Origin of the sequence: cf. Phormidesmis sp. LEGE 11477, assembly GCF_015207105.1 — a bacterium.
Taxonomy (GTDB): Bacteria; Cyanobacteriota; Cyanobacteriia; order Phormidesmidales; family Phormidesmidaceae; genus Phormidesmis.
Window position 1 is genome coordinate 31317 of sequence record NZ_JADEXO010000023.1, and the last position, 22805, is coordinate 54121.

The 22805-nt window shown below is 49.5% G+C and carries 16 protein-coding genes; 7 read left to right on the forward strand and 9 right to left on the reverse strand.

The window, feature by feature from the left end:
• Window positions 1–39: 39 nt before the first annotated feature.
• From IQ256_RS09165 to IQ256_RS09200, 8 genes are all read right to left on the reverse strand, one after another.
• A complete protein-coding gene (locus tag IQ256_RS09165) occupies window positions 40–492 on the reverse strand; it encodes a VOC family protein (RefSeq protein ID WP_228024711.1) in 453 nt (150 codons plus the stop codon).
• 117 nt (window positions 493–609) lie between these two features.
• On the reverse strand, window positions 610–1692 hold the full coding sequence (locus tag IQ256_RS09170; RefSeq protein WP_193855237.1) for an AI-2E family transporter: 1083 nt from the start codon (window positions 1690–1692) through the stop codon (window positions 610–612).
• 278 nt (window positions 1693–1970) lie between these two features.
• Window positions 1971–5390 (reverse strand): PAS domain S-box protein, encoded by a 3420-nt coding sequence (locus IQ256_RS09175; RefSeq protein ID WP_193855238.1) that lies wholly within the window; start codon window positions 5388–5390, stop codon window positions 1971–1973.
• A 36-nt stretch (window positions 5391–5426) separates the two neighbouring features.
• On the reverse strand, window positions 5427–7052 hold the full coding sequence (locus IQ256_RS09180; RefSeq protein WP_193855239.1) for a trehalase family glycosidase: 1626 nt from the start codon (window positions 7050–7052) through the stop codon (window positions 5427–5429).
• A gap of 244 nt (window positions 7053–7296) precedes the next feature.
• The gene (treY, locus tag IQ256_RS09185) at window positions 7297–10116 is read right to left on the reverse strand and encodes a malto-oligosyltrehalose synthase (protein ID WP_193855240.1); all 2820 of its coding nucleotides are present in this window, start codon (window positions 10114–10116) and stop codon (window positions 7297–7299) included.
• 129 nt (window positions 10117–10245) lie between these two features.
• Window positions 10246–12177 carry a malto-oligosyltrehalose trehalohydrolase gene (gene treZ, locus IQ256_RS09190; RefSeq protein WP_193855241.1) on the reverse strand — a complete coding sequence of 644 codons (1932 nt, stop codon included), beginning with the start codon at window positions 12175–12177 and terminating at the stop codon, window positions 10246–10248.
• Between the two features lie 150 nt (window positions 12178–12327).
• Window positions 12328–12807 carry a DoxX family protein gene (locus IQ256_RS09195; protein ID WP_193855242.1) on the reverse strand — a complete coding sequence of 160 codons (480 nt, stop codon included), beginning with the start codon at window positions 12805–12807 and terminating at the stop codon, window positions 12328–12330.
• 96 nt (window positions 12808–12903) lie between these two features.
• The gene (locus IQ256_RS09200) at window positions 12904–13839 is read right to left on the reverse strand and encodes a VOC family protein (RefSeq protein WP_193855243.1); all 936 of its coding nucleotides are present in this window, start codon (window positions 13837–13839) and stop codon (window positions 12904–12906) included.
• 171 nt (window positions 13840–14010) lie between these two features.
• Between IQ256_RS09200 and IQ256_RS09205 the strand changes: the two genes are divergently transcribed.
• The 7 genes from IQ256_RS09205 (at window position 14011) to IQ256_RS09235 (ending at window position 20774) form a co-directional block, all read left to right on the forward strand.
• On the forward strand, window positions 14011–14811 hold the full coding sequence (locus tag IQ256_RS09205) for a chitin deacetylase family protein (RefSeq protein ID WP_370623392.1): 801 nt from the start codon (window positions 14011–14013) through the stop codon (window positions 14809–14811).
• Between the two features lie 110 nt (window positions 14812–14921).
• Window positions 14922–15590 carry an L-threonylcarbamoyladenylate synthase gene (locus IQ256_RS09210; protein ID WP_193855244.1) on the forward strand — a complete coding sequence of 223 codons (669 nt, stop codon included), beginning with the start codon at window positions 14922–14924 and terminating at the stop codon, window positions 15588–15590.
• Between the two features lie 100 nt (window positions 15591–15690).
• Window positions 15691–16518: a sensor histidine kinase KdpD gene (locus IQ256_RS09215; RefSeq protein WP_193855245.1), complete on the forward strand. Its 828-nt coding sequence runs from the start codon at window positions 15691–15693 to the stop codon at window positions 16516–16518.
• Window positions 16519–16602: 84 nt separating this feature from the next.
• A complete protein-coding gene (locus tag IQ256_RS09220) occupies window positions 16603–17079 on the forward strand; it encodes a hypothetical protein (protein ID WP_193855246.1) in 477 nt (158 codons plus the stop codon).
• Entirely contained in the window at window positions 17048–18250 is a 1203-nt protein-coding gene (locus tag IQ256_RS09225; protein ID WP_193855247.1) for a virulence factor, read from the forward strand. Before IQ256_RS09220 ends, IQ256_RS09225 begins: the two co-directional genes overlap by 32 nt.
• A 150-nt stretch (window positions 18251–18400) precedes the next feature.
• Complete coding sequence (locus IQ256_RS09230) at window positions 18401–19885, forward strand: sodium:solute symporter (RefSeq protein WP_193855248.1); 1485 nt, start codon at window positions 18401–18403, stop codon at window positions 19883–19885.
• An 85-nt stretch (window positions 19886–19970) separates the two neighbouring features.
• The gene (locus tag IQ256_RS09235) at window positions 19971–20774 is read left to right on the forward strand and encodes an SDR family oxidoreductase (RefSeq protein WP_193855249.1); all 804 of its coding nucleotides are present in this window, start codon (window positions 19971–19973) and stop codon (window positions 20772–20774) included.
• A gap of 17 nt (window positions 20775–20791) precedes the next feature.
• On the opposite strand, the gene IQ256_RS09240 is transcribed toward IQ256_RS09235, so the two are convergent.
• A complete protein-coding gene (locus IQ256_RS09240) occupies window positions 20792–22732 on the reverse strand; it encodes an ATP-binding protein (protein ID WP_228024712.1) in 1941 nt (646 codons plus the stop codon).
• Window positions 22733–22805 lie beyond the last annotated feature (73 nt).

Here is a 22805-nt window from a genome sequence, read left to right on the forward strand (position 1 = left end):
GTTTATCTACGAATTCTTTATCTATGGAGCCTATTTAGCTTAGCGACTTACACGAGATTGATGCAAAATCAAACGGTTGCCGTCTGGATCGTAAGCGTAGATTTCTCTTCCATGAGAAGCCTGGATGACAGTGCCCAAGGAAGCGTGACCGATAGATCTAAGCCGGGCAATCGCCGCTTCTAGATCATTCACTTCTAAACACAAACTCATCGCACCACTGCCGGTAGCTGCAAATTCTGAAGCATTCCCGGCTGCGGGGCTAAAGATTGCCAGGCGCAGACCCGGCAGTTGAAATTCCGCATAGGTAGACGTACTTATATGAGGCGAGGTTGTCAAAAAATCACTATAGAACTTAACTAGCGCATTTAGATTTACGCTCGCCAGGGTCGTAAAGGCGGAAGAGATAACAAAAGCAGATTGACAGGTATTAGGTGCTGACATCCCCGGTTTGGCAACTTCGTTTCGATCGCTAGATTCGACTGTAGGACTCATTTAGTGCCTTTATCTGGTGTCTTTACAAAGAGTCCGCAAGCTTACAAGACATCGCCGAACGCCACAAAGAAACTTAGCTTATGCGTCGAACGATACCGGAAATAGAGAGACCTTTTCTCATTCAGTTGACAAGTCCACGTTCTTTAGGCTGTCAATCTCTAGAGCGCCTATCCCAAAACTATCCACAATTTGCTTAAGCGTAGCAGCTAAGGGCACTGCAATCACCGCGCCCAACAGTCCGCCTATTTGCGCGCCTGCCAGCAGCGATAGCAGCACCCAAACAGGATTGAGACCCACCGCATCACCCAAGATCCGGGGTGTAAACACATTATCTACAACCTGATCGGTGATAATACAGGCCGCTAGCACCTCAACCCCCGAGAGCGGATCGCCCAAGCCAACTAGCAAGCTGACAATTGCTATTCCTAGCCAGTCGCCAAACGGCACGAACACACAAGCACCGATGCCTAGCCCAGAAACCAGCCAGAAAGGAACCTGTAGCAGGTAAAAGATCAGCGCTAGCGTGACGCCCATTAACGCTGCAATCACCGCCTGACCAAAAAAATAGTTCTTAAACTGTACACTTAACGCCGTGCTAAGCTGCTCACCTAAATCATTCGGCAACCATTTAAAAAGACCCTTCCAGAAGGGTCTGCCGTACAGCAACAGGTACAGCGTTAGTACCGTTGTTAGGACGATGTCAAATAGCTTATCGGCAAAGCCTAGTAGAAAGCTGACTAGCTGACCAGGCAGTAACTTTAACTCTACAGGAAGTAAATCAGTAAGCTGGGTGGTCACATCGCTAACGTCAATGGTATCAGCCGACTCTAACTTATCAATTTCGGTATCGAGTACTTCCAGCTTCTGGCTGCCAGAAGCTAGCCAGCTAGGTAGCTGAGTCGTTAACTCTGTGAGCTGATCGAGCAGTGTCGGCACAACAGTCACCATAATCAGCGCTATGCCTGATAGTGCAAGTAGAACAATAATCAGAACGCCATAGCCTCTAGCGACCCCTATCTTCTCGATCAAACCGACCAGGTAATCTAACAAAAACGCCAGCAGAGTAGCCACTATAAAAAGGCTTAAAAGTGATTGAAAGTACTGAATGCCTTTGAGCAGTAGCCATAGATTAAAAACAGTCAGGGGAATAGCTAGTTCCCATACCAGCCACTGAGGTAGTTTATCGAGCAGTTTAGTCAACTGTTGTTCCTTGTCAGTATAGCTATACAGATACTTTGATACTTCATCGAACGCTATAGCAACAAGTCTCTAGCGAAAGATCTCTTACAAGATCTTAGAAACGAGGTGAAATAGAGATGTTGCGCTTTGAGGCTGATACACTTTGAGGCTCGCTCTAACACGATGCACTTTAGACTGATGCGCTTTAGACTGATGCACTTCAGACCGATGCACTTTCAAGCCATAGACTTCCCTATCAGCTTCTTTGTTCCTACAATCTAGAAGTATTGATCGAGAGATTATGATCTAGAATCAAGCACATCAATGATAGCTTCAATGAGCCTAGCAGGCGCAACTGGCTTGGTTAGATGATGCTGGAAGCCTGCTGCTAGAGTTTGGGTTTCGTCATTTTCGGTCGCGTAGGCGGTTAGGGCGATCGCCTTTACCCTTTCACCCGGCCCAGTCAATGCTCTAATCTGTTGCATCAGCATATATCCATCCATCTCAGGCATGCCGATATCGCTAATGATCAAATCTGGCAGAGTCTGATTCGGCAGACTTTGAGCGACTACAGCTAACGCTTCACGCCCAGAAGAGACTGCGACAACAGTAGCACCCGCTTCTTCTAGTGTAAAAGCAGTGATTTCTCTAGAATCATCTTCGTCGTCTACTACCAAAACAAACAGACCGCTCAAATCGCTATCGGCGACGGTTGGCTCTACAGCAGTTACCGACGCAGAAGCCACAACACGCGGTAGACGAACGCTAAATGTCGTGCCCTGATTCTCACCTGGACTGCGAACCGCGACCGTGCCACCATGCAGCCCTACAATTTGTCTCACAATCGCCAGCCCCAGCCCCAAACCACCAAACTTGCGAGTAGTAGAATAGTTCTCTTGGCGAAAGTGCTCAAACACAAAAGGCAAAAAGTCGGCGGCGACGCCCTTTCCTGTATCGCTTACTTCTATCACTGCGGTCGAGGCTTCGGCCATAACTACAATTGAAATGCGACCCTGACTAGGCGTAAATTTGACCGCATTTGAGAGCAAATTCCACACCACTTGCTGTAGCCGCACAGCATCACCCACTACGCGGCAAGGCGAAATTGTTGTTTCTATTTGAATGGACTTTTCTGCTGCGGTCTGTCTTACGGTTTCTAGCGCCGCTAGAATAACACTTTCAAGGTCAGTCGGAGCCTTGTTTAAGATCAGCTTGTCTCGTAATATTCGAGAGATATCAAGCAAATCGTCAATTAGTTGAACCTGAAGCTGCGTGTTGCGTTCAATCGAGGCGAGTGCTAGCTTTGTTCTTTTTTCATCGAGCGTTCCGCGCTTGAGTAGCTGAGACCAGCCAAGTATTGGGTTCAGCGGCGATCGCAGCTCATGAGAGACCACCGCCAAGAACTCATCTTTAAGCCGATTAGCGCGTTCGGCGGCTTCGCGGGCGGCCTCCCTTTCAATCGCGATCTGTTTGCGAGTGGTGATGTCCCTAGCAACTGAGTAAAATCGACCCTCTGATAACAGATTGGTTACATTCCACAACAGCCATCGATAGCTGCCATCCCGGCAGCGATAGCGATTTTCAAACTCAATTAGATCTTCGCCGCTAGTTAGCTTAGTAGCGGCGGCATCAGTCATCTCCTGGTCATCGGGATGAACAAACGAGAGGTAAGGCCGCGTGGTTAACTCCGCTGGCGTATAGCCTAGGATCTTTTCCCAGGCGGGATTAACCCGAGTGAAGTAGCCATCTAAGTTGCCGACAGCGTGCATATCAGGAGAAAGGCTAAAGAAGCGATCGCGCTCTTCGGTTACTTGCTTCAATCTAGTTAGATCCAAGACAAACGCCATTACTTCCTGATTTTGATCAGGTGCCTGCTGTATCAGAGTCGCAGCGACGAGAATAGGCACTTGAGCGCCATCTTTACGAATGTAGACCTTTTCATAGGGTTCGCAACGCCCTGTTTCTATCAGTTGCTCAATAGCTGCTTGATCCGCCGAGGCAAACTCGGGCGGCGTTATTTGATCCCATCTCACTTGGCTAGCAGCCAGCTCTTGAGCACTGTACCCAACCAGGTCTAAAACATAGTCGTTAGCGTAGCTCAGCTTACCTGAGAACGTACCTAGAACGACACCAAATAGATTCGATTCAACAATATCTCTAAAGCGCTGCTCACCTTCCTCTACTGCCTGTTCCGCCTGCTTACGCTCGGTGATGTCAATCGAAACGCCAATCAAACGAATCGGCTCACCTGTCTCTTCACAGACTCGCTCGGCTCTAGAAATTAGCCAATGAATGCTGCCATCGTCCCAGATCAGCCGATACGCCTGATCAAAACAAACGCCTTGCTCTACCGTTGTCCGGTAGGCCGCGATCACCCGATCGCGATCGCTAGGATGGATGCGCGATCGCACCCTCTCATCCGTCAGCTCAGCCTCTGCTGACAAACCATAATTATATTTGTGCTGATCGGAAGCGGTTAGCGTTTGCGTCTTTAAATCGATTTCCCAAGTGCCAATCTTACCGGTCGCTAGCGCCAGCTTTAGCTGTCGGCGAGCTTCTTTAGCCGCTCGCTTCTGTCGAATCAGATTGGCTATCTGAGACCGCTTGTCTGCGTGCATTGCCGCTTGCGAGATAGTTTGACTGACATGATCGACGACCAGATCAAGAAAGCCCTGATAGTCTTGGTCAAACGCCTTTGTGGGGCTGATACCCACTACCAACAGGCCCATCGGTCGCGAAGTATCAGGTAGAAATAGCGGCTTTAATAGAATCCTAGAAATTGGATTATCCCAAGTATCTGTCGGCGCTTTTGGCCGTAGGGCCTCAAAACGTTCAGATAGATTATCAATGACAACTTTCTGATTCTTTTGGCAAATCCGAGAAAATGCCTGCTCTAGCGACCAACTGGTTTCCGAATTACTCTGTTCACGACTACTCTGTTCACTAACTGACGATCCGCGACTGAGTGACTGACGACTGCGGGGTTCGCCGCTTTGAAACTCACTAGTACCGCTCTCTATCAAATCCACTACCAGCGGACTCACTGCTGTATCCACATCAACGCCCGTTGTGTTGACTAGTCGCAAGGTATCGTTCTCAACTAGATACAGCAGCGCAAAAGGAATGTCATAAGGATTGCGCGAAAGAATACTAAGCGACTGATAGCAGGCAGCCTTCGCTGTCTTAATTGGCGTGGGTATAGCGTGGAGCGATCGCAGCGTTTGTAATCTGCGATCGCTAATCACCTGATCTGTAATTTCACTGCATAGGCACAGCACACCAGCCACCTGAGCCGACTCGTCATAAATAGGATTACACCCAAAAGAGTAGTAGCATTCTTCCTGCCAAGACCCATGCGGAATAAACTGCTGTAGCCGATCGATCTTAGTGGCACGGCCTTCGCTCATCACCTGCGAGACCATCGGCTCTAGAAAGTACCAAAACTTCATCCCAGCAGCACCCAGCGCCTGCGGATGATGCGTCTGACCTAGCGTATACCGATAGCTATCGTTGTATAGCATCGTCAGCTCAGGCCCCCAAAATATCAGCATGGGATCGCTAGCACCTAGCAGCACGCCGACCATCGTTCGCAGCGGCACCGACCAGGTCTCAATCGGACCTAGAGGCGTAGCAGCCCAATCGTGCGATCGCATTAATTCACCCAGCTCGCTGCCATCGGCGAACATCGTCTTAGGTGCTAATCCCCGTGCAGTCTCCATGTTCCGTGAAATTACTGAGCTAAGATCATCTTAAGGTCATTGCTCTAGCATTGCCAGCAGCTCTAGAACAACGCCATTTGTCCAGCCAAAGCCAATCTCGTTACTGCTATAGCCATACTGGATTTCATCAGAGACTTCGCCTGAGCAAGTCTCTAGATCGTACTTTTCTAGCAAGCTGCCGCTGCGCTCAAAGTCAGCGGCCACTAGAGTAATAAAGCGCTCGGCCAGTCGTTTGGCTTCTTCGTGATAGCCGTAGCGCCTTAGCCCTTTGACCGCAATCAGCTGCAAAGGTGCCCAGCCAAAGGGATCGTCCCACTGGTTCCCAGACGCATGAGTGCTAGTCCGCACACCGCCAGGAGCCTCAAACTTAGCTAGATGCTCTACCACAGCCGCTGCCTGCGCCTCGGAGGCGACCCCCGCCCATAGCGGATAGAAGGTCGTAGCAAATTCGTAGTAGTGACTTTCGCCCGTGGTCAGATAGTAGTCCAAGTACAGGCCGCTCGGTTCATTCCACAGATACTGATTGATATTTTCCTGTCGCAATTGCGCTTTGTGCTGCCAGCCTTCGATCTCAACGGTGTAGTCTGCGTCCTCCACCTCAGAAAGCGCCTGGTATATCTTGGCAATGTCTTTTTCCATCATATAGAGCAACACATTTAAACACACTGGCAGATAGTGAACAATATCTACGCTAAAAGGGCCAAATCGATTAGTTGGATCAAAGCCAGACTCTCGCATCGAGCGATCGCCCTTATAAAACAAATCCGTCAGCTGATCGGCTTGCTCATCATAAAACAGCGACACATCGTAATCTTCAATCGATTCGTGCTTATAAAATTCTCGAATCCGATCGAAATGTGTCTTACCATCTTCATCAATTTCAGAAACCACCACTTCTGGGGCGGGCCCTTCACCAGAGGCATAGAATCTGGACAGTCCACTTTCTTGGTTGAAATGAGGTTCGCTCATCCAATAGTCGTAGTACTCAATTAATATTGGCAGCGTAGAGCTTAGCCAGCGGGCGTCCTGAGTTCTCTCGTAGATTTTGAGCACCATATTCGCCAACAGAGGCGGCTGCGATCGCCCTAGAAAGTAAGTCCGGTTGGCATTGAGCACAGTGCCGTAATGGACTACCTGATACAGCAGCTGATCGGTCAAACTCTTGGCCATCTCTAGCTGATCGTCCTGCAAAAGGCCCAGCAAGATAAAATAGCTATCCCAGCCATAAAGCTCATTGAATCGCCCGCCCGGAACAATATAGTCGCCCGGCAGATACAACAAACCATGGTCTTCAATCTCACCATTCTCGGGCAGCGTCTCTATGCGAATTCGGCTAAATTCAGCCGACATAGTTTGCTTAAGCGTTTCAGCCACCGCTTCAGGATCTTCTTTGGCAGAGATATACACGGGCCAAGACTGCCCTGATTCATGCTCAACCTTAGAGTCTCTCGCCGCCGTAAGAATGTGATCATGCCCACGCCGCAGAGTTCGCCAGGTTCGCCTAATGTACTCTCTAACAGCGGCAATCTGCTCAGCAGTAGGATAGCTGGCTAGAGCACAGCTTGAAGCACTCTCGGAGTCGGGAAGGGAATTTACAGGCGGCGTAGAAGCACTAGACAACTGAGCAGAGGAGTTAATAGCGGTGTCTGGTTTCACGGGCATATAGAATGATAGAACTTTTGCAGTCAGTGTCAGCTTCGAGTCGGCTAGCTAGCTCGAGCTAGCAGGCCAGTTCACTTTGGCTTGCTGCCTACTCAAAAGTCAGAAGTAGCCTATAAAAATAGGGCTAATTTAGAAGGTAGGAATAAACGTTCGAGCTAGCTATAGACACTGTAGTATCAATATCAGAAAAATCGCCAACTTAACTGTTTGTAATGAACGCCATTCAAAGGCAGGGATAAGCGAGCTACTCGGCGGCTGTAAAGCTGTGATTCTCGCTCGCTAGCAGCGCAAAGGGAAGATGCTCTAGCAGGCTACCCACCGGCATAGAGTCCTCTATCTTTACAGTGTGATTGCCTAACCAATCCGTCCAGTCAGAGGCTGACCCATTTGGTATCTCAACTTTCGTATCGCCCCACAGCTCAATCCCGCAGGGCGGTAGATCATCGGTCGATATTAAACTGGTCAAAAAGCGTGGCACCACTACCACCACCGTATGCTCGCCCTGATGCCGTGCATAGGTAATCACACTTTCGGCGTGCTTCCCGGCCACCTTTAAAGGGACATACGCGCCGCTTCTAAAGACATTGCGAAAATAGTTTCGCGCTGCCAATCCTCTGAAAGTAAAAAACAGCTTGAGCCGCCCGTCTTTTCTATTTTTGAGCAAATCCTTCACCAGCGCCCCCGGCTGTTTCTCCCATCTAGATTGAATGCTTTCTAGCGCCTTTAGGCGCTTTGAATAGTCAACTGGACGGCGATTATCTGGATCGACTAGGCTCAAGTCCCATAGCTCGCTGCCTTGATAAAAGTCAGGAATACCCGGTGCCGTTAGCTTGATCAAAAGCTGAGAAAGAGAGTTGTAGATACCGTAAGCTGCGACTTTTGCCTGGAAGGCTTGCAGCTTGGTCAAAAAGGTATTCTCTTTACTGGGCGTTAGGATAGTCTCCACAAAGTTGACATAGCCTGCTTCATAGTCTTCATCCGGTCTTAGCCAGTTGGTATGGACCTTGGCTTCTCGCACGGCCTTCACGACGTAGTCTTTCACCCTTTCTCTAAATTCAGGCAGCTCTGCATCGTCAAATGGATACGCGCCCACTAGAGTCTGGTATAAAAAATATTCGTCATTGCTGTCTGGAACAGTTTGGTCGCTGCTAGTCTGCTTTTTGTCGGCGTTGAGCTGACTCCATATCTTTACCTGTTCTTCCCACGCTTCAGGCAGCTCAGACAAGACGCTAAGACGCGATCGCACATCCTCACTTCGCTTAGTATCGTGCGTAGACGTCGCATTCAGCGCTTGCGGCCAGTGCTCTTGCTGATACTGATTGTATTGATGGAAATCTGCTAGCGAAATGCCAAAATTCTCCGGTGAGCCGCCCACTTCATTTAGACCGATAAAGCGGTTGTATACATAGAACAGCGTATCTTCTAATCCCTTTGCCATCAGCGGCCCGGTGAACTGCTGCAAACGCATGACAAAATGCAGCCACTGTGCCCGCTCCTCAGACGGCAAAGAGTCCTCATACTGCAAAAGTAAAAATCTTTCAATCAGCTCTAGCTCGTTACTCAGCTGAGGAATTCGCTTTCTAGCCTGCGCGATCGCCTTTTGAATATACTGAAGATCTCGCTCAGTACTGCCTCGCTGATTGATGTATGTGCAGTAAATAGGAAAACATACCAAGACTTCTAGAATCGCCGCCTTCAGACCATTCGCGGTCAAATCGCGCCCATACCGATATTGGCTTGCCACCTTCTTCAAAAAGCGAGCTAGATTGTCAATATCTCCAACCAAATTTGTCTCAGCGATCAGTCTTTTCTTTTCTAGAACTAGGCTGTGATAGCCAGTACGTATACCCGTAAACTGCTGATAAAATCGAGTAAAATCGCTACGATTCTTCTGACAGCAAAACAGTCGATTCGCATACGTTAAAAATTCATATCCAGACGTTCCCTGCACTGGCCAATGAGTGGGCAGCTTCTCACCCGGCTCTAGAATCTTCTCGATAACGGTATAAACCCCGCCCATCTTCTCTTCAAGTCTTTCTAGATAGGTCAGGGGATCATAGAGTCCATCGATATGATCAATTCTTAAGCCGTTGAATTTTCCAGCCTTTACCAGCTCCCTAGTTAAGGCATGAGTCTGATCAAATACCTTCGGATTGTCGATCTTTAGACAAATTAGCTCATTCACCGTAAAGAATCGCCGATAGTTCAGCTCTTCTGCGCCCACCTTCCAGAAAGAAAGTCGATAGTACTGTGCCAGCAAAAGCCGATCTAATAAGTCAAAACTCTTTGGCTTACCAGCTTGACCGTTAAATACTTCGAGATTTTGATCAACAAAAGTCTTGATCTCTTTGCTTGAGTTATACAGCTCCCACAGCACATGCTTAACAAAGGCACACTGCTCCTTTCTTGCGGGGCCTGTCATCGCTGGCAGAGTCTCTTTTACCGTATTCAAAATTCCAATTAGCTTGATATAGTCGGGCTCTTGAGGGCCCATCTGTCGCCGCAGCCACGACAGCTCATTGCTCAAAAAAGGCTCATAAGAATCGACCCGAATTGGAAAGCTCAGCCCGTAGTAATTCACTCGCAGGCCGTCTTCACCATAGCTAAGCTGAATCTCTCCCCTTTCTAAACATCGATCGTAAAAATCTCCCAGCATAGGCGCTAGCACCTTGCCCTGAATATCTTCGTATGAATGCTCCCACTCAATATCGAAGTAGTCGATGTATTCCGAATCAGGACCATATTCCAACACATCCATCAGATAGTGGTTTTGACGGTCATAGGCCATATGGTTAGGTACGATATCTTGCAGCCAACCCATCCCTCGCTCGTGCAAAGTATCTACCAAAGTATCAAACTCTGCCATTCCACCAAGTTCAGGATTTAGCCGATTAGGATCAACCACGTCATAGCCATGCTGACTGCCGGTTCTGGCCATAAAAATAGGCGAAGCATAGATATCAGAAATGCCTAGGCGATCGAGATAATCGACAATCTCTCTAGCCTGAAAAAACCCGAAGCTAGGCGTGAATTGAATACGGTAGGTGGCAACAGGAAGACGCATAGCAGCTCAAGAAATCAACAAAAGAGATAGAGTTTAGAAGCATAGTAGAAATAGAACACACTGCATGAGTGCTTCGAACTAACTGCCGTTCTGTAACTAATGCTCGCGGTAGCTAATAGCTGCTGATAGCTATAGCGAAGTGCGTGAAAGAGACCAGGGCGAAACGGGTTCAGCTCGATATAAAGTAATGCTAAACGGACTGAGCAGTAAGGTTTGATCAGAGTCTTCGGCGCAGAGCCTTGCAGGTAGAGGCTCTGCCTTTGTTAGTTCTGTGGCTTCTTGTAGACACCATTTGGGGTCAGCCGAATTTAGCTGCTGCCACCAGGTTTGTGAGCCTAAGGTAAGTTCTACTTTGGTCGCCTGATTGCTAAAGTTCATTAGGCAAAGCAAATCGCCGCTAGCCATCGACTGCTTGTATTGCAGCGTGTCGCCTGTGTGGGCTACGACAATATCTGAAGATCGCGTCGGCGTCATCACCCGACATTGGCGTCTGACTTCGATCAGCCGCTGATAAAACTTACGCATGATTCGTTGCTGTGACCTATCTTCTACGGCTGTTTTGTCCTGGCTAGATAGCCAGCTGAGCTTCGATTTTTCATAGGTTTCTTCGCTAACGGGATCGGGGAGGGTGCCTTGTTCATGAAAGGCAGCAAACTCTTCTGTACGACCCTTTCTCACAGCCTCGATTAAATTGGGATCGCCATGGTCGACAAAGTATAAAAATGGGTTTGTCTCTCCATATTCTTCGCCCATAAACAACAGTGGGATATAGGGTGAAAGTAGCGTGATCCCGGCGGCAAGCTTCAACGCTGGGAAAGAAACTAAATTCGAGAGGCGATCGCCCATCATCCGGTTGCCGACCTGGTCGTGATTCTGGTTGCAAACAACAAACTGATAGGAGGGCAGATCGTCAGCCGGACTACCGTGGATTCTGTGTCTAAAAGGAGAGTATTGCCCAGCGTAGACAAACCTGTTTTTGAGCGCGATCGCCAGAGATTCTAAACTAGCAAAGTCGCTATAGTAACCCATCGTCTCACCGGTTAACCGAGCGTGCAAAGCGTGGTGGAAGTCATCGCTCCACTGGGCATCAAGCTGATAGCCACCCTGCTCTACAGGCCGAATCAAACGCGGATCGTTCAGATCGCTTTCGGCAATCAAAAAGGCGGGAAAGCTTCTGCCTTCAGCAAAGTCCGCCACTGATTCTGATAGCGTCTGCAAGAAATGCTTAGCGCCAAAGTCGTAAATAGCATGAACCGCATCTAGCCGCAGTGAATCGATATGATAGTCACGCAGCCAGCTAATTGCATTCTCTAAAAAGTAGCGTCGTACCCCATCGCTATAAGCATCATCAAAGTTAATAGCGCTGCCCCAAGGCGTCCGATAGCGCTCAGTCGTATACGGCCCAAACTTGCCCGTGTAGTTTCCTTCGGGGCCAAAGTGGTTGTACACCACGTCTAGAATAACGGCCAGTCCTAGCTGATGGCAGGCGTCTACTAGCTTCTTTAGCGCGGTGGGGCCACCGTAAGAATTTTGAACAGCAAACGGAAAGACGCCGTCATAGCCCCAGTTGCGATCGCCTGGAAACTGCGCCACCGGCATAATCTCAACCGCCGTAATGCCTAGCTCTACTAGCTCAGACAAGCGTGGGATCACGCTCTCGAACGTGCCCTCGGGGGTAAACGTGCCAACGTGCAGCTCGTAGATCACATAGTCTGCTAGTGCTACGCCCTTCCAGCCCTGATCGCGCCACGCATACTGAGCATGATCAATTACCTCAGAAGGGCCATGGACGCCCTGAGGCTGATATCTAGAGGCAGGATCTGGCCAAGAATCTTCGCCATTTAGCTGATACTTATAGAGCGTACCCACAGGCAGATCGGGCGCGTGAGTTCGCCAGTATCCGTACTCATCCCGCTCCATCTCTAGCAATCCGGTCGGCACCAGCGTTGAGTCTGGCGTTGAGTCTTGCTGATGCCCCACAATCTCAACAGCGGCGCGATCTACCAGAGGAGCCCACACCGTAAACTGACAGCCATCCTCAAACCTTCCACCAATGTCCATAAACCCACAGCAGAACCGCTAGTTCCACCCCAAAACGCTATTGACTCTTAAGAATATCAAAAGAATATTTGATGGGATGCTATCTACAGACATAAACCATAGGCATAGATACAGCGAGTGGCTGCCGGACGCCCAACAGTCAGCAAGAGACTACGACAATAGCAGCGCATCTATCGAATAGGCACCAGGTCCGAACAAAATAATCAGCGTTAGCATCATCGTAAAGATCAGCGCTTTTTCCATACTAGGTGGCTCACCCTTATCACCATTTGGCCCAGCATAAAACTCTCCTAGCTCGTAAGGGTCAGGAGCCACAATTGGCAGACCGTCAATGACTTCTAATACCAGCGCATAGATCATCGAAACCAAAATAGACAAACTGGCAAAAGGCGTCAGCAGCCCCAAAATCAGGAGAGCGCCGCCCAAAATCATAAATCCCGCTGATAAAAAGCACAGCGGTAGCGGCGCACCTAAAGCCTTTGACCACGTCTGCAGATTCTGAATCTTGGGTAATCCGTGCAAAATGAACAAGAATCCGACAACAGCTCGAAAAGCCAACAGCATATAGCCCTGAGTCCCTTCAATAAACGCTGGGTATAGCGCCGAAAGAGCCGTAATAATCGTATCCAACTGAATTTTCTCCTTAATTTTTTGGCAGCTTTTTGGGTAGTTTTTTGGCAGCTCGCGATCGCTCCCGAATGATCACTATCAACAGAGCCATAATAGCTAGCTTTCTACTAGCAGCACGTTATGACCATCCGGCCCACGCCATAGCGCCCCGCGCTTGAACGGCATCACATCGGGCAGATCGATCACCTTGGGCGACACGAACTGTACGTGCGCTTCTTCTAACGCTTCTACTGCCGCATCGATATCTTCGACTAGCAGCTCAAAATGCATATGCACCAAATCGTTGGTCTGCTGATCGATCGGAAAAGGTCTTGCCCCTGGCGGTGTTAAATAGTCCAAAAACTCCACGCCCAAACGCCCTTGCGCTGGGGTCAAAGACGTCACAATCACTTTGGCGCTAAAGAGATTGTCCATCGTCTCCTGCTTGATGCCAATATTGGTAAAGCTGCCCTGATGCGTCAGACCCAAGACATCTCGGTATAGCGCCAGGCTAGTTTCAGTGCTAGAAATTGCGATCGCAGAATGATCCATCCCCAAAAACAGCGCTTCTTTTGACTGCCAGTAGTCCGGGCCAAGCCCCGGCGGAAACTGCAATAGCTCTAGCGGATGGCCATCAGCATCTCTAAACTTAAACGCTTTAATGTCATTCGGCAGCGTCTGAGGCTCTGGGGAAATGGGCGTAAAGGAAAACTTCTTTAGCCGTTCATAAGCCTTATCCATATCGCTGACGATAATCGCGAAATGCTGAAACCAAAGGTCATTGCTCTTACTACCGGCAGGAACCGCTTCGCCCGTACCGCTCAAGAACTGCATCAGCCGAATCGTCTCTTGTCCTAGCGTGAGAGAAACCACTCGAACTTGAGCATTGGGCACACCGTACAGATAGCTAGCCTGGTCGCCGCTAATAACGGTATCGGCGACGACTGTGTAATCAAAAGCACCTGTAAAAAAATCAGCCGACTGACTAGCATCAGAGACCGTTAGACCGATAGACTGTACGGCCTGAACCGTTATACCAGAGGGAGACGCCATAGCTACGCTGCTTCCTTGATTGATCGCGCTTTTGCCTTTTGCATTTTTACACAGTCAGGCGATCGCAGCCCAATCACTTTCAGCTCCACTTCTTTGATCAGCCTTAGCTGGCCTCTGTCATCGACCTACCGTGTTACATAACAAAGAATGCAGTAATGAAGGATTGTGATAGTGAAAAAGCTAACTGGTCAAGTCTCTCGTAAGCAAGCGATCTTGAGACGCTACTGCCTTTTAATCTTCTTACTCTTATCCACCACTATCTTGCTCAGTCAACCTCATTGGCTGTTCACCCTTGCCAATCGCCTATATCCAGGTGCTCTCTACGCCGTGCAGCGAGACGACAGCCAGCCCAAAGCGATCGCGCTCACCATAGACGATGGCCCTAGTCCGGCTACCGCCAATATTCTATCCATACTCGATCGCTACGACGCTAAGGCCACTTTCTTCAACATCAGCGACCACCTATCCGGCTACGAGTCGATCGTGCAACAGTCCGTCGAATCCGGTCATGAGCTAGGCAATCATCTCACCGCCGACGAGCCCAGCATTCGCCTAGATATCGCCGACTTCGAGACAGCGCTACTCACCTCAGAAGCGGCGCTCTTGTCCTACTTACCCTCCGACTCACAGCTCAAATGGCTTCGACCCGGCATGGGATTTTATAATACTAAAATGATAGAAGTTGCCCAGCGGCACGGCTATCAAGTAGTACTGGGCTCTACATTTCCCTACGATACGCATATTCACTCTTCTCGCTTCGCCAGCGAATTCATCTTGCGAACTGTTCAATCAGGCGACATTGTTGTACTTCACGACGGAGAAGATAGAGGCATCCGAACAGCCAAGACGCTGGAAATCATTCTGCCAGAACTTCAAAAGCGCGGCTACAACGTGACAACACTCTCTAATCTAGCCACGTCTGATCTAACCACACAGAAGAGACAGCAACAGAAGCAGGCAGCGGTTGACTGAGGTCACACGCATAAATCCCGGTTTTCTGTTCTAATCATTTTATAAAATAGAGAGCGTAGCGCCTCGCCTGTCCGTTTCATTTCGGCTGCTTTTATCTAGCTGCTTCATCTATGGCTCAAGTTTCTCTAGATCAGATGGTACAGGCGCTAAAAGCCAAGCCTACCCTAGTGAGTTTTCCGACTGATACGGTGCCTGCCCTAGCCGCCGTACCCAGTCAGGCAGGCTTAATCTTTGAGGCAAAGCAGCGATCGCCTGAAAAGCCACTCATTTTGATGGGCGCTTCTCTATCGGATCTATTGCCATACGTCTCTGGCCCGGATACAGCTATGGCAGAATGGCAGTCGATCGCACTGCGCCATTGGCCAGGTCAGCTAACGTTAGTGCTACCCGCTAGCGACCTTGCCCCCAAAAATCTCAACCCGCGCCCCACCGCCGACAGCGCCGGCACTATCGGCATCCGCGTCCCCGATCATCCTATTGCCCTAGCGCTGCTGACTCAGATCGGCCCGCTAGCGACCACTAGCGCTAATCTCTCTGGCCAGCCAGCCCTCACCGATGTCAGCGCGATCGCCAAAACGTTTCCTAACGCCCTTACTTTAAAGCCAGCCGTTCTAGACCCAGCCGTTCTAGATCCAGCGGCCTTAGACTCAGCCGCCCTAGATGCCGCCCCAAATCCAAAGCACTCTCAAAGCAAAACAGTCAGCGGCATGCCTTCTACCGTCGCCAAGTGGATGTCACCCGGCTGGCAAATCTTACGCCAGGGTAACATTCGGCTGTAGGCGACCAGGATTCGAGCTACTGTGAAAGGCGGCTAACCAGTTCCCCAGCGTCCTAGCATCTTCTATGACTTGCAGCAATCCTTCGACACCCGCTTCTGAAATGGATCCAGCCTATCAGCAGCTATGGGCTCTTGAACGCTTCAAAAGTGGATTTTTAGCCCGCACTTCTCACGAGCTGCGATCGCCCATCAACGTCATCATCAGTCTCAGCCAATTGATCCTAGAAGATCTGTGCGAAGACCCTGAAGAAGAAAGAGAATTCATCGCTCAGTCCAAAGCTGCCGCCCTTAGAACGCTAGCGCTTTTCGACCAGATTGCAGCCGTTTCAAAGCTAGACATCGGTAGAGAACCCGCAGCGCTAGACCAAACCGATCTCAGCTTTCTACTGCCAGAAGTAGAAATGCTGACAGCCCTGCAAGCAGCCAATCAAAACATTCGCTATACCGTCACCGCCCCCGTTGAAACAGTCGAAATCTGCACCGATAGAAAATGGTTAAAAAACACGCTAGTTAGCCTCGTTCAAGACGCCATTGCTCACACCAAGCTGTTGAGCCTCTTCGTAGACGAGGGTGAAGCTGAAACTGCCATCGTTATAGAGTGCGATCGCGCCGCTACCGAGCTGCAAGCCGAGCGTGACAGCCTAGCCGAATTCATTTCAGATAGCCCCGGAGATCGCCCTAAAGGTAACCCCGAAGAGAATCAGCCCGAAAGCGAGCAATCTACAGACAGTCAATCTCTAGATGCCGACCTTAAAAGCATCCGATCTCAAAACGATCAGGTCCAAAATATCCAGCTTTCAACCGCGCTGATCTTAGCAACTGCGACGACCACGCTGCCTTTGATCAATGGCAGATTTGAAATCACCTCTCATCCGACTGCGAGCGATCGCGCCCATCTAAAATGCATCTTTCCAAGACCAGCTAGTTAAGATTCAGCTAGCTAAGATCAACTAGATAACCCTCTCAAGCGCCAGCTACCAGTCGGCTAAAGCAGTCCAAAATGACGCCCCAAGATGACTCCATCCTCTGCTCTACCCACTGAGAGCAACCACTTCAAAGCCTACTATCAGCCCTGGATCGGCATTCTGCTTCTCGGTGTGGGCTTAGCTATCTGCGTCCTCTCTATAGGGTCTATGCTGCAATCTGGCTCGTTCAATAGCGCCATTATTCTAGGGAGCGGCCTCGCGATTGCTGGCTACCTTTACTTTACTCGTCCATATTTCACCCTCGCCCCCAATAGACTGACTATCTACAATCTCCTTGGCAAAGTCGTCAAGCGCTATCCGTTCGAGACTTTCAACAAACTAAGCGTAGAAAATGGCACCTTGTACGTGAAGAGCAGTTTTCTAGAAGGCGATCGACCAGAACCCACAAAGCTCAAGAAGTGGCTCGTCAAGTCCAAAGACTGGAAAAGGCTGCAAGAAACAATTGATATCGCTTTAGAAATCAGGACATCCGATGAAACTTCGTTCGATAGAGACCACCCCTAGTCCAAACTGCATGAAGCTGAATCTAGACGGGCTGGCCAGCCACAAGCCAGTCACGCTCAAGGCCGGAGATCCTACAGACAGAGATCCTACAGCCGAAGTCGCTGATGTCTTTCAAAATCTGCTGGCAATAGAAGGCGTTCAGTCTGTCTTTGCCATGAACGACTTTGTCACCCTAACGCGCAAAAGCAGCGCTGACTGGCAGAAAGTTCTAACGGCAGCGAGCCATCTGCTAGGTATTGCAGCAGACGCAGAGCCTAGCGTGAACGATAGCTTACAGGCTAAAACTGTTGAGGTCAGCACGACTAAAACCAAGACGACTGAGACCAAGACATCTTCTACGCAAAAATTCTCTCAGGTCGAAGTCGCCATTCAAAGGTTTCGAGGCATTCCGGTTCAGGTGCGGGCGACCAACAACGCAGAGCAAGCTCGGGTAGCCTTAAGCGATCGCTTTAATCAGGCACTGCAAAGAGCCATCGCTGCTACAGACGCGAACTATGTCGCTGAGCGAATCTGGGCACCGTATCAGCCACAGTTTGGGAAGGTAGATGCGATCGCCCAGCAGGTGGCTGAAGAGATAGAAACCCTCATAGATGACCCAGAGCTGACTAGGCTAGAGCAACAGGCGATCGCACCCAAGCAAACAGTATTTTCTGCCGAACAAACTTCAGCAGAACTCCTAGCCCACCTTCAACAGTCTGACTGGAAACAACGACTAAGGGCGATCCAACAAATTGAAATCAACAAAGAGACTTTTTCCGCAATTGTTGCTGCGCTGACAGACAACCGAGCAGCCATTCGGCGTTGGGCAGCGGCGCTACTCGGTGCCAGCGAACGTGACGAATCAGTCCGCCCCCTTTGCCAAATGTTACTGACTGATTCATCCCCTATCGTTCGGCGTACCGCTGGAGACGCGCTGAGCGATCTAGGTAACACCCAGGCCAGTGCAGCCATGGTTAATGCGCTGGGTGATACATCAGCCCTGGTGCGCTGGCGAGCGGCTAGATACCTAAACGAAATGGGCGATAAAAGTGCAATAGAGCCACTGACTCAGGCTATAGCGTCTGAAAGCGAATTTGACGTCCGCGTAGAAATGACCGCAGCGCTTGAGCGTATTCAAATGGGCGCAGCCTCCCAGCTACCGATGTGGATGCGAATTAGCAATGCTAACTAGACTCACTAGCTAGTCTAGATGGAATCAAGCAGGTCTAGATCACGTGCCAGATTGAACACCAGCATCGTTCTTCACCGCTGCTGTGGCATGATGGCGGCAGCATATTGGCCTAGTCATCAAAACTGCTAGGCACAGATAAAGGAGCAGAACATGCAGGCCATTGATTGGGCAATTGTGGGAGTGTACGGGCTGATCTTGCTAGCCATCAGCATCGCAGTTAGCCGACAGCAGGGCAGTACGGATGAGTATTTCAGAGGCGCTCGGCAGCTACCCTGGTGGGCGATCGGCTTTTCAATTATTGCCACGTCGTTTTCAGCGGCCTCTCTGCTCGGTGGGCCAGGAGAAGGATACAACAATGGCCTTCTATACCTACAGCTCCAGTTTGGCGATCTGTTGGGATATCTGCTGGTTATCTTTCTGTTTCTCCCCTTCTTTGTCGGGCTAAACCTAACGACAGCTTATGAATATCTAGAGCGGCGATTTGATGGCAAGACGCGATCGCTCGGCTCCCTCTGCTTTTTACTATTTGTGATCGCTCGTTTGGGCGGTCTGCTATACGCGGCCTCTCTGGCGGTCTCAACGGTGATCGGCATTTCCTTACCACTCGCTATTCTGCTGGTCGGAGCGGTTTCGATTGTCTATACAATAACGGGCGGTATCGCCGCAGTCGTCTGGACAGATGTTCTCCAGTTCGCCATGATTTTTGTTGGCTTGGGTGCTGGCATTTGGGCGGCGTCACAAGGCGTAGCTGGTGGCCTAGGCGAGCTATGGACCACAGCCGGAGAAGCTGGCAAGCTGACAGTCATCAACGCCCGCTGGGAGCCCGACTCAATTCGCTCACTGCCGACGGCTTTGTTTGCCTATGGCACGCTGGCTTTTGCCGTGGCAGGCACCAATCAACAGTCAGTGCAGCGCTATGTCTCTTGTGCCACGGTTGAAGACGGACGCAAAGCCATTTTGCTGGGATGGTTTTCTGGCTTTATCGGCGTCGTGGCAACGTTAATTTTAGGCGTGCTGTTGTTTGGGTTTTATACGGCCAATCCTGGACTACCAGAGGATATTCCGGCTGATGGAATTCTGCCTTATTTCATCGTGAATAACGGTCTGCCCGGTACGTCTGGGCTGTTGGTAGCCGCAATTCTGGCAGCGGCGATGTCGTCGATCGATTCGGCGCTGCATTCTCTTGCCACCTGTATGACGGTGGATTTTTATCAGCGCTATTCAACTAGTGAGGTGAGCGAGGCGCGATCGCTCAAAGTTGCCCAGGGTCTAATCGCCGTTTGGGGCATCATCGGCATTGCTTCTGCTTTCTATGTCGCCTCCACCGGAGAAGCGCTATTGCCGTTTTTGATCAAGTACACCGCGATGTTCTTAGGGCCACTGTTAGGACTATTTCTAATGGGCGTTCTGCTGCCTCGGGTGAATGCTAATGGTGCCTTCTATGGAACGATTGGCGCAGTGATTTTACTGGCAATCGGCACGACTTCAGGGCTGTTTGCCTTCCCCGGAATCTGGCAGTCTGCAGTAATTGCACCAGTTGCGGTACTGCTAGGTCTAGCGATCTCCCTATTGGGGAAGGTTCCATCCCAAAGATCTACAAAAGGACTTACGTTTTGGAGCAAATCGGTAGAGTAGGCTTAGTCTTAAGGTGACTTCGATTCGCTCAAATTCAGCTACTGCTTCCACCACTCTTTCGCCGACTATCCTCTTAAAAACTACGATGGCTCAGCATGTTTTGATTACAGGCGCTTCTCAGGGCACGGGGAAAGCCACAGCGCTAAAGTTTGCCACAGAAGGCTGGGATGTGACCTTAGCCGCTCGGCAGGCAGATAGATTGCAGGCTGTCGCCGAGCAGATAGAGCAAATGGGTCAAAAGGCGATCGCACTACCTACAGACGTTAGCAACCCGGAGCAAGTGACGGCCCTAGTCGAAAAATCCCTAGCTACCTTCGGCAAAATAGACGCGCTAATTAATAATGCAGGCATTTGTCTAACCGGGCCGATGGTCAACACTAGCCTAGAAGACTGGCATCGTATCTTCGACACTAATTTTTGGGGCTATATCCACACGATCCAAGCCGCCTTGCCAGCCATGCTGTCTGCGGGCACAGGTTCAATCATCAACGTCGGCTCAATTGGCGGCAAAATGCCGATGCCCAACATGACAGCTTACTGCGCTAGCAAATATGCGCTGACTGGCATGACCGAAACGCTGCGCCTAGAACTAGTCTCCAAGGGTATCCACGTAGGCATTGTGCATCCAGGCATTATCGACAGCGACTTTTTAGAAAGGGCAATGTTTCGAGGGAGTGACGATCAAGCAGTGCAAAGCCGTCAAAGTCAGATGGATCAGGCGCTACAGTCCGGTATCGCTAGTCAGCCAGAAGATATTGCCGAGGCTATCTGGAAAGCAGTGCAAAAAGAACAGAATGAAGCTGTCGTCGGCGTGAGTGCGATCGCCACGGGTCTCAACCGCCTCTTTCCTGCTCTGACGCAGTGGGCACTGAGCCAGGGCGCTAGCTAACAGCAGCTTGCTATCAGTCAAGCCGATATCGGTAGCGTAATCACAAATTCTGTTCCTTTTCCTATTTCAGAATTGACTTCAATCGTGCCCTGATGCTGCTGAATAATCTTAAAACAAATGCCTAGTCCAAGACCTGTCCCCTTACCTATTGGCTTGGTTGTAAAAAACGGATCGAATATCTTTGCCTTTACTTCAGGCGGCATGCCAGGACCAGTGTCGCGGATGCAGATTTGAACGCGGTTTTCAGACAGCGTACGGGTCGTAATCTCTAGCTGCTTTGGCTGAGAATCAGTCTCTAGCATCGCATCCAAAGCATTGGCAATAATGTTAGTAAAAACCTGATTGAGCTGAGCCGGTGAACACCTCACTAGCGGCAAAGGCTCATACGCCTTCACGATGTCTATCCCTTCTTTCACTCGGTGATTCAAAATTAGCAGCGTACTGTCTAGCCCTTCACAAAGGTCCACATCTTTGATAGTCGCTTCGTCCAAACGAGAAAAATTCCGCAGCGAGACAACAATATCTCGAACCCGCTGTGTTCCTATTTTTACTGAAGACAAGATTTTAGCCGAATCTTCTAACAAAAAGTCAATTTCAATCTCTTCTTTCTTCTCTAAAATGGAGTCACTAGGGTTCGGATATTCTGCTTGATAAGTTTCTAACAGATCAACCAAATCACTGAAGTACCCACTGAGCGGAGCTACATTACCCTGGATAAAATTAATTGGATTATTAATCTCATGAGCAATGCCTGCGACCATTTGGCCGAGGCTCGACATTTTCTCTGTCTGAATCAGCTGCGCTTGGGTCTCTTTTAGCTGCGCGATCGCCTCTGATAGCTCTTTAGTTCGTGCGTCCACCCTTGCTTCTAAAGTATGAGCTGACAATTCAAGTTCCTGAGTGTATTGTCCCACCCACTCAATCAGCTGATTAAGCGAGACAGCAAGCATACCAATTTCATCTTGGCCTCTAACCGGCACCTGCAAACTATAGTTGTTATCTTTAACAACGTTTAAGGCAACTTCTGTAATCTCTTGAATAGGAGACGCAATCCACTTTGCTAGGTAGTATCCGATAATAGAGAGTAAAGCTGCTCCAATAGTGCCTGGAATCAAGACCAGCGTCCAGAGTCTTGCCTTAGCCCTATGAAGAGGGGCTTGAGACACTAACAAAATAACTTCAAAATGTTCTTTATCAAGTCCGTCCAAAGAGACAACCTGCGCTAGATACGACTCACCTTTGAAGCTCATCATTACCGAACTTTCGACATGGTTCTCTTCTTCCCAAGGAAAACTATCTATCTCTGAAGAAAACGTAGAAGCCAGCACCTGTTGACCAGACAGCGCTACTATCTGCTCATCAATAGAGCTGTTGATCTGCAGCAATAGCTCATCGCTGAGCACTGTTCCTAAAAGTGCGCCGCCAACCACACCAGCATTGTCTTTAATCGGTGCAGTACCTAGTAAAATCGGCGGGCGATCGCCAGTCGAACCCACTACTGTAGATAGGCTTGCACCCACCATCAACGAATCAAGCACAGCTTCGGTGCGGATATCTAAATCACGAAAAGGTAGCGATCTAGTATCTACTAAAACCTCGCGATCGCGATTAAACACCATGATCACATTAGTCTCTAAAACAGCCGTACTCGGTAAAATTCGCTGTTTCAGTAAAATCCGGTCTGATTGCGACGTTCCTTTAATAATCGGATCTTCATTCGCTAACAGCCGAGCACTGCGTCTGAGGTTAGTCAGCTCTCTATTCAGCTCTCGCTCTACTAAGCTTGCAAGTTCTGTCGCCCGTTCTCTTTGATCGATATCTAACTGTCTGGAAAAATGTTTGCCTATTAGCAGAACGCCTAATACCCAAAAGATCAAGAAGGCAAAGATAAATGGCAAGGAGATCTTAATAGGTAGCGAAGCTCGGCTGTAGCTAGATTCGCTATGCATGATTGACATTTTTACAATGTATAACAGGCGTACATTTTATCTTCAGCATCTGACAGCGAACGCTCAATCAAGAGCGCTATAA

Coding starts and splice junctions, on each gene's coding strand:
- IQ256_RS09165 (WP_228024711.1), bottom strand. CDS start 492: ATGAGTCCTACAGTCGAATCTAGCGATCGAAACGAAGTTGCCAAACCG.
- IQ256_RS09175 (WP_193855238.1), bottom strand. CDS start 5,390: ATGGAGACTGCACGGGGATTAGCACCTAAGACGATGTTCGCCGATGGC.
- IQ256_RS09180 (WP_193855239.1), bottom strand. CDS start 7,052: ATGCCCGTGAAACCAGACACCGCTATTAACTCCTCTGCTCAGTTGTCT.
- treY (WP_193855240.1), bottom strand. CDS start 10,116: ATGCGTCTTCCTGTTGCCACCTACCGTATTCAATTCACGCCTAGCTTC.
- treZ (WP_193855241.1), bottom strand. CDS start 12,177: ATGGACATTGGTGGAAGGTTTGAGGATGGCTGTCAGTTTACGGTGTGG.
- IQ256_RS09200 (WP_193855243.1), bottom strand. CDS start 13,839: ATGGCGTCTCCCTCTGGTATAACGGTTCAGGCCGTACAGTCTATCGGT.
- IQ256_RS09210 (WP_193855244.1), top strand. CDS start 14,922: ATGGCTCAAGTTTCTCTAGATCAGATGGTACAGGCGCTAAAAGCCAAG.
- IQ256_RS09215 (WP_193855245.1), top strand. CDS start 15,691: ATGGATCCAGCCTATCAGCAGCTATGGGCTCTTGAACGCTTCAAAAGT.
- IQ256_RS09220 (WP_193855246.1), top strand. CDS start 16,603: ATGACTCCATCCTCTGCTCTACCCACTGAGAGCAACCACTTCAAAGCC.
- IQ256_RS09225 (WP_193855247.1), top strand. CDS start 17,048: ATGAAACTTCGTTCGATAGAGACCACCCCTAGTCCAAACTGCATGAAG.
- IQ256_RS09230 (WP_193855248.1), top strand. CDS start 18,401: ATGCAGGCCATTGATTGGGCAATTGTGGGAGTGTACGGGCTGATCTTG.
- IQ256_RS09235 (WP_193855249.1), top strand. CDS start 19,971: ATGGCTCAGCATGTTTTGATTACAGGCGCTTCTCAGGGCACGGGGAAA.
- IQ256_RS09240 (WP_228024712.1), bottom strand. CDS start 22,732: ATGTCAATCATGCATAGCGAATCTAGCTACAGCCGAGCTTCGCTACCT.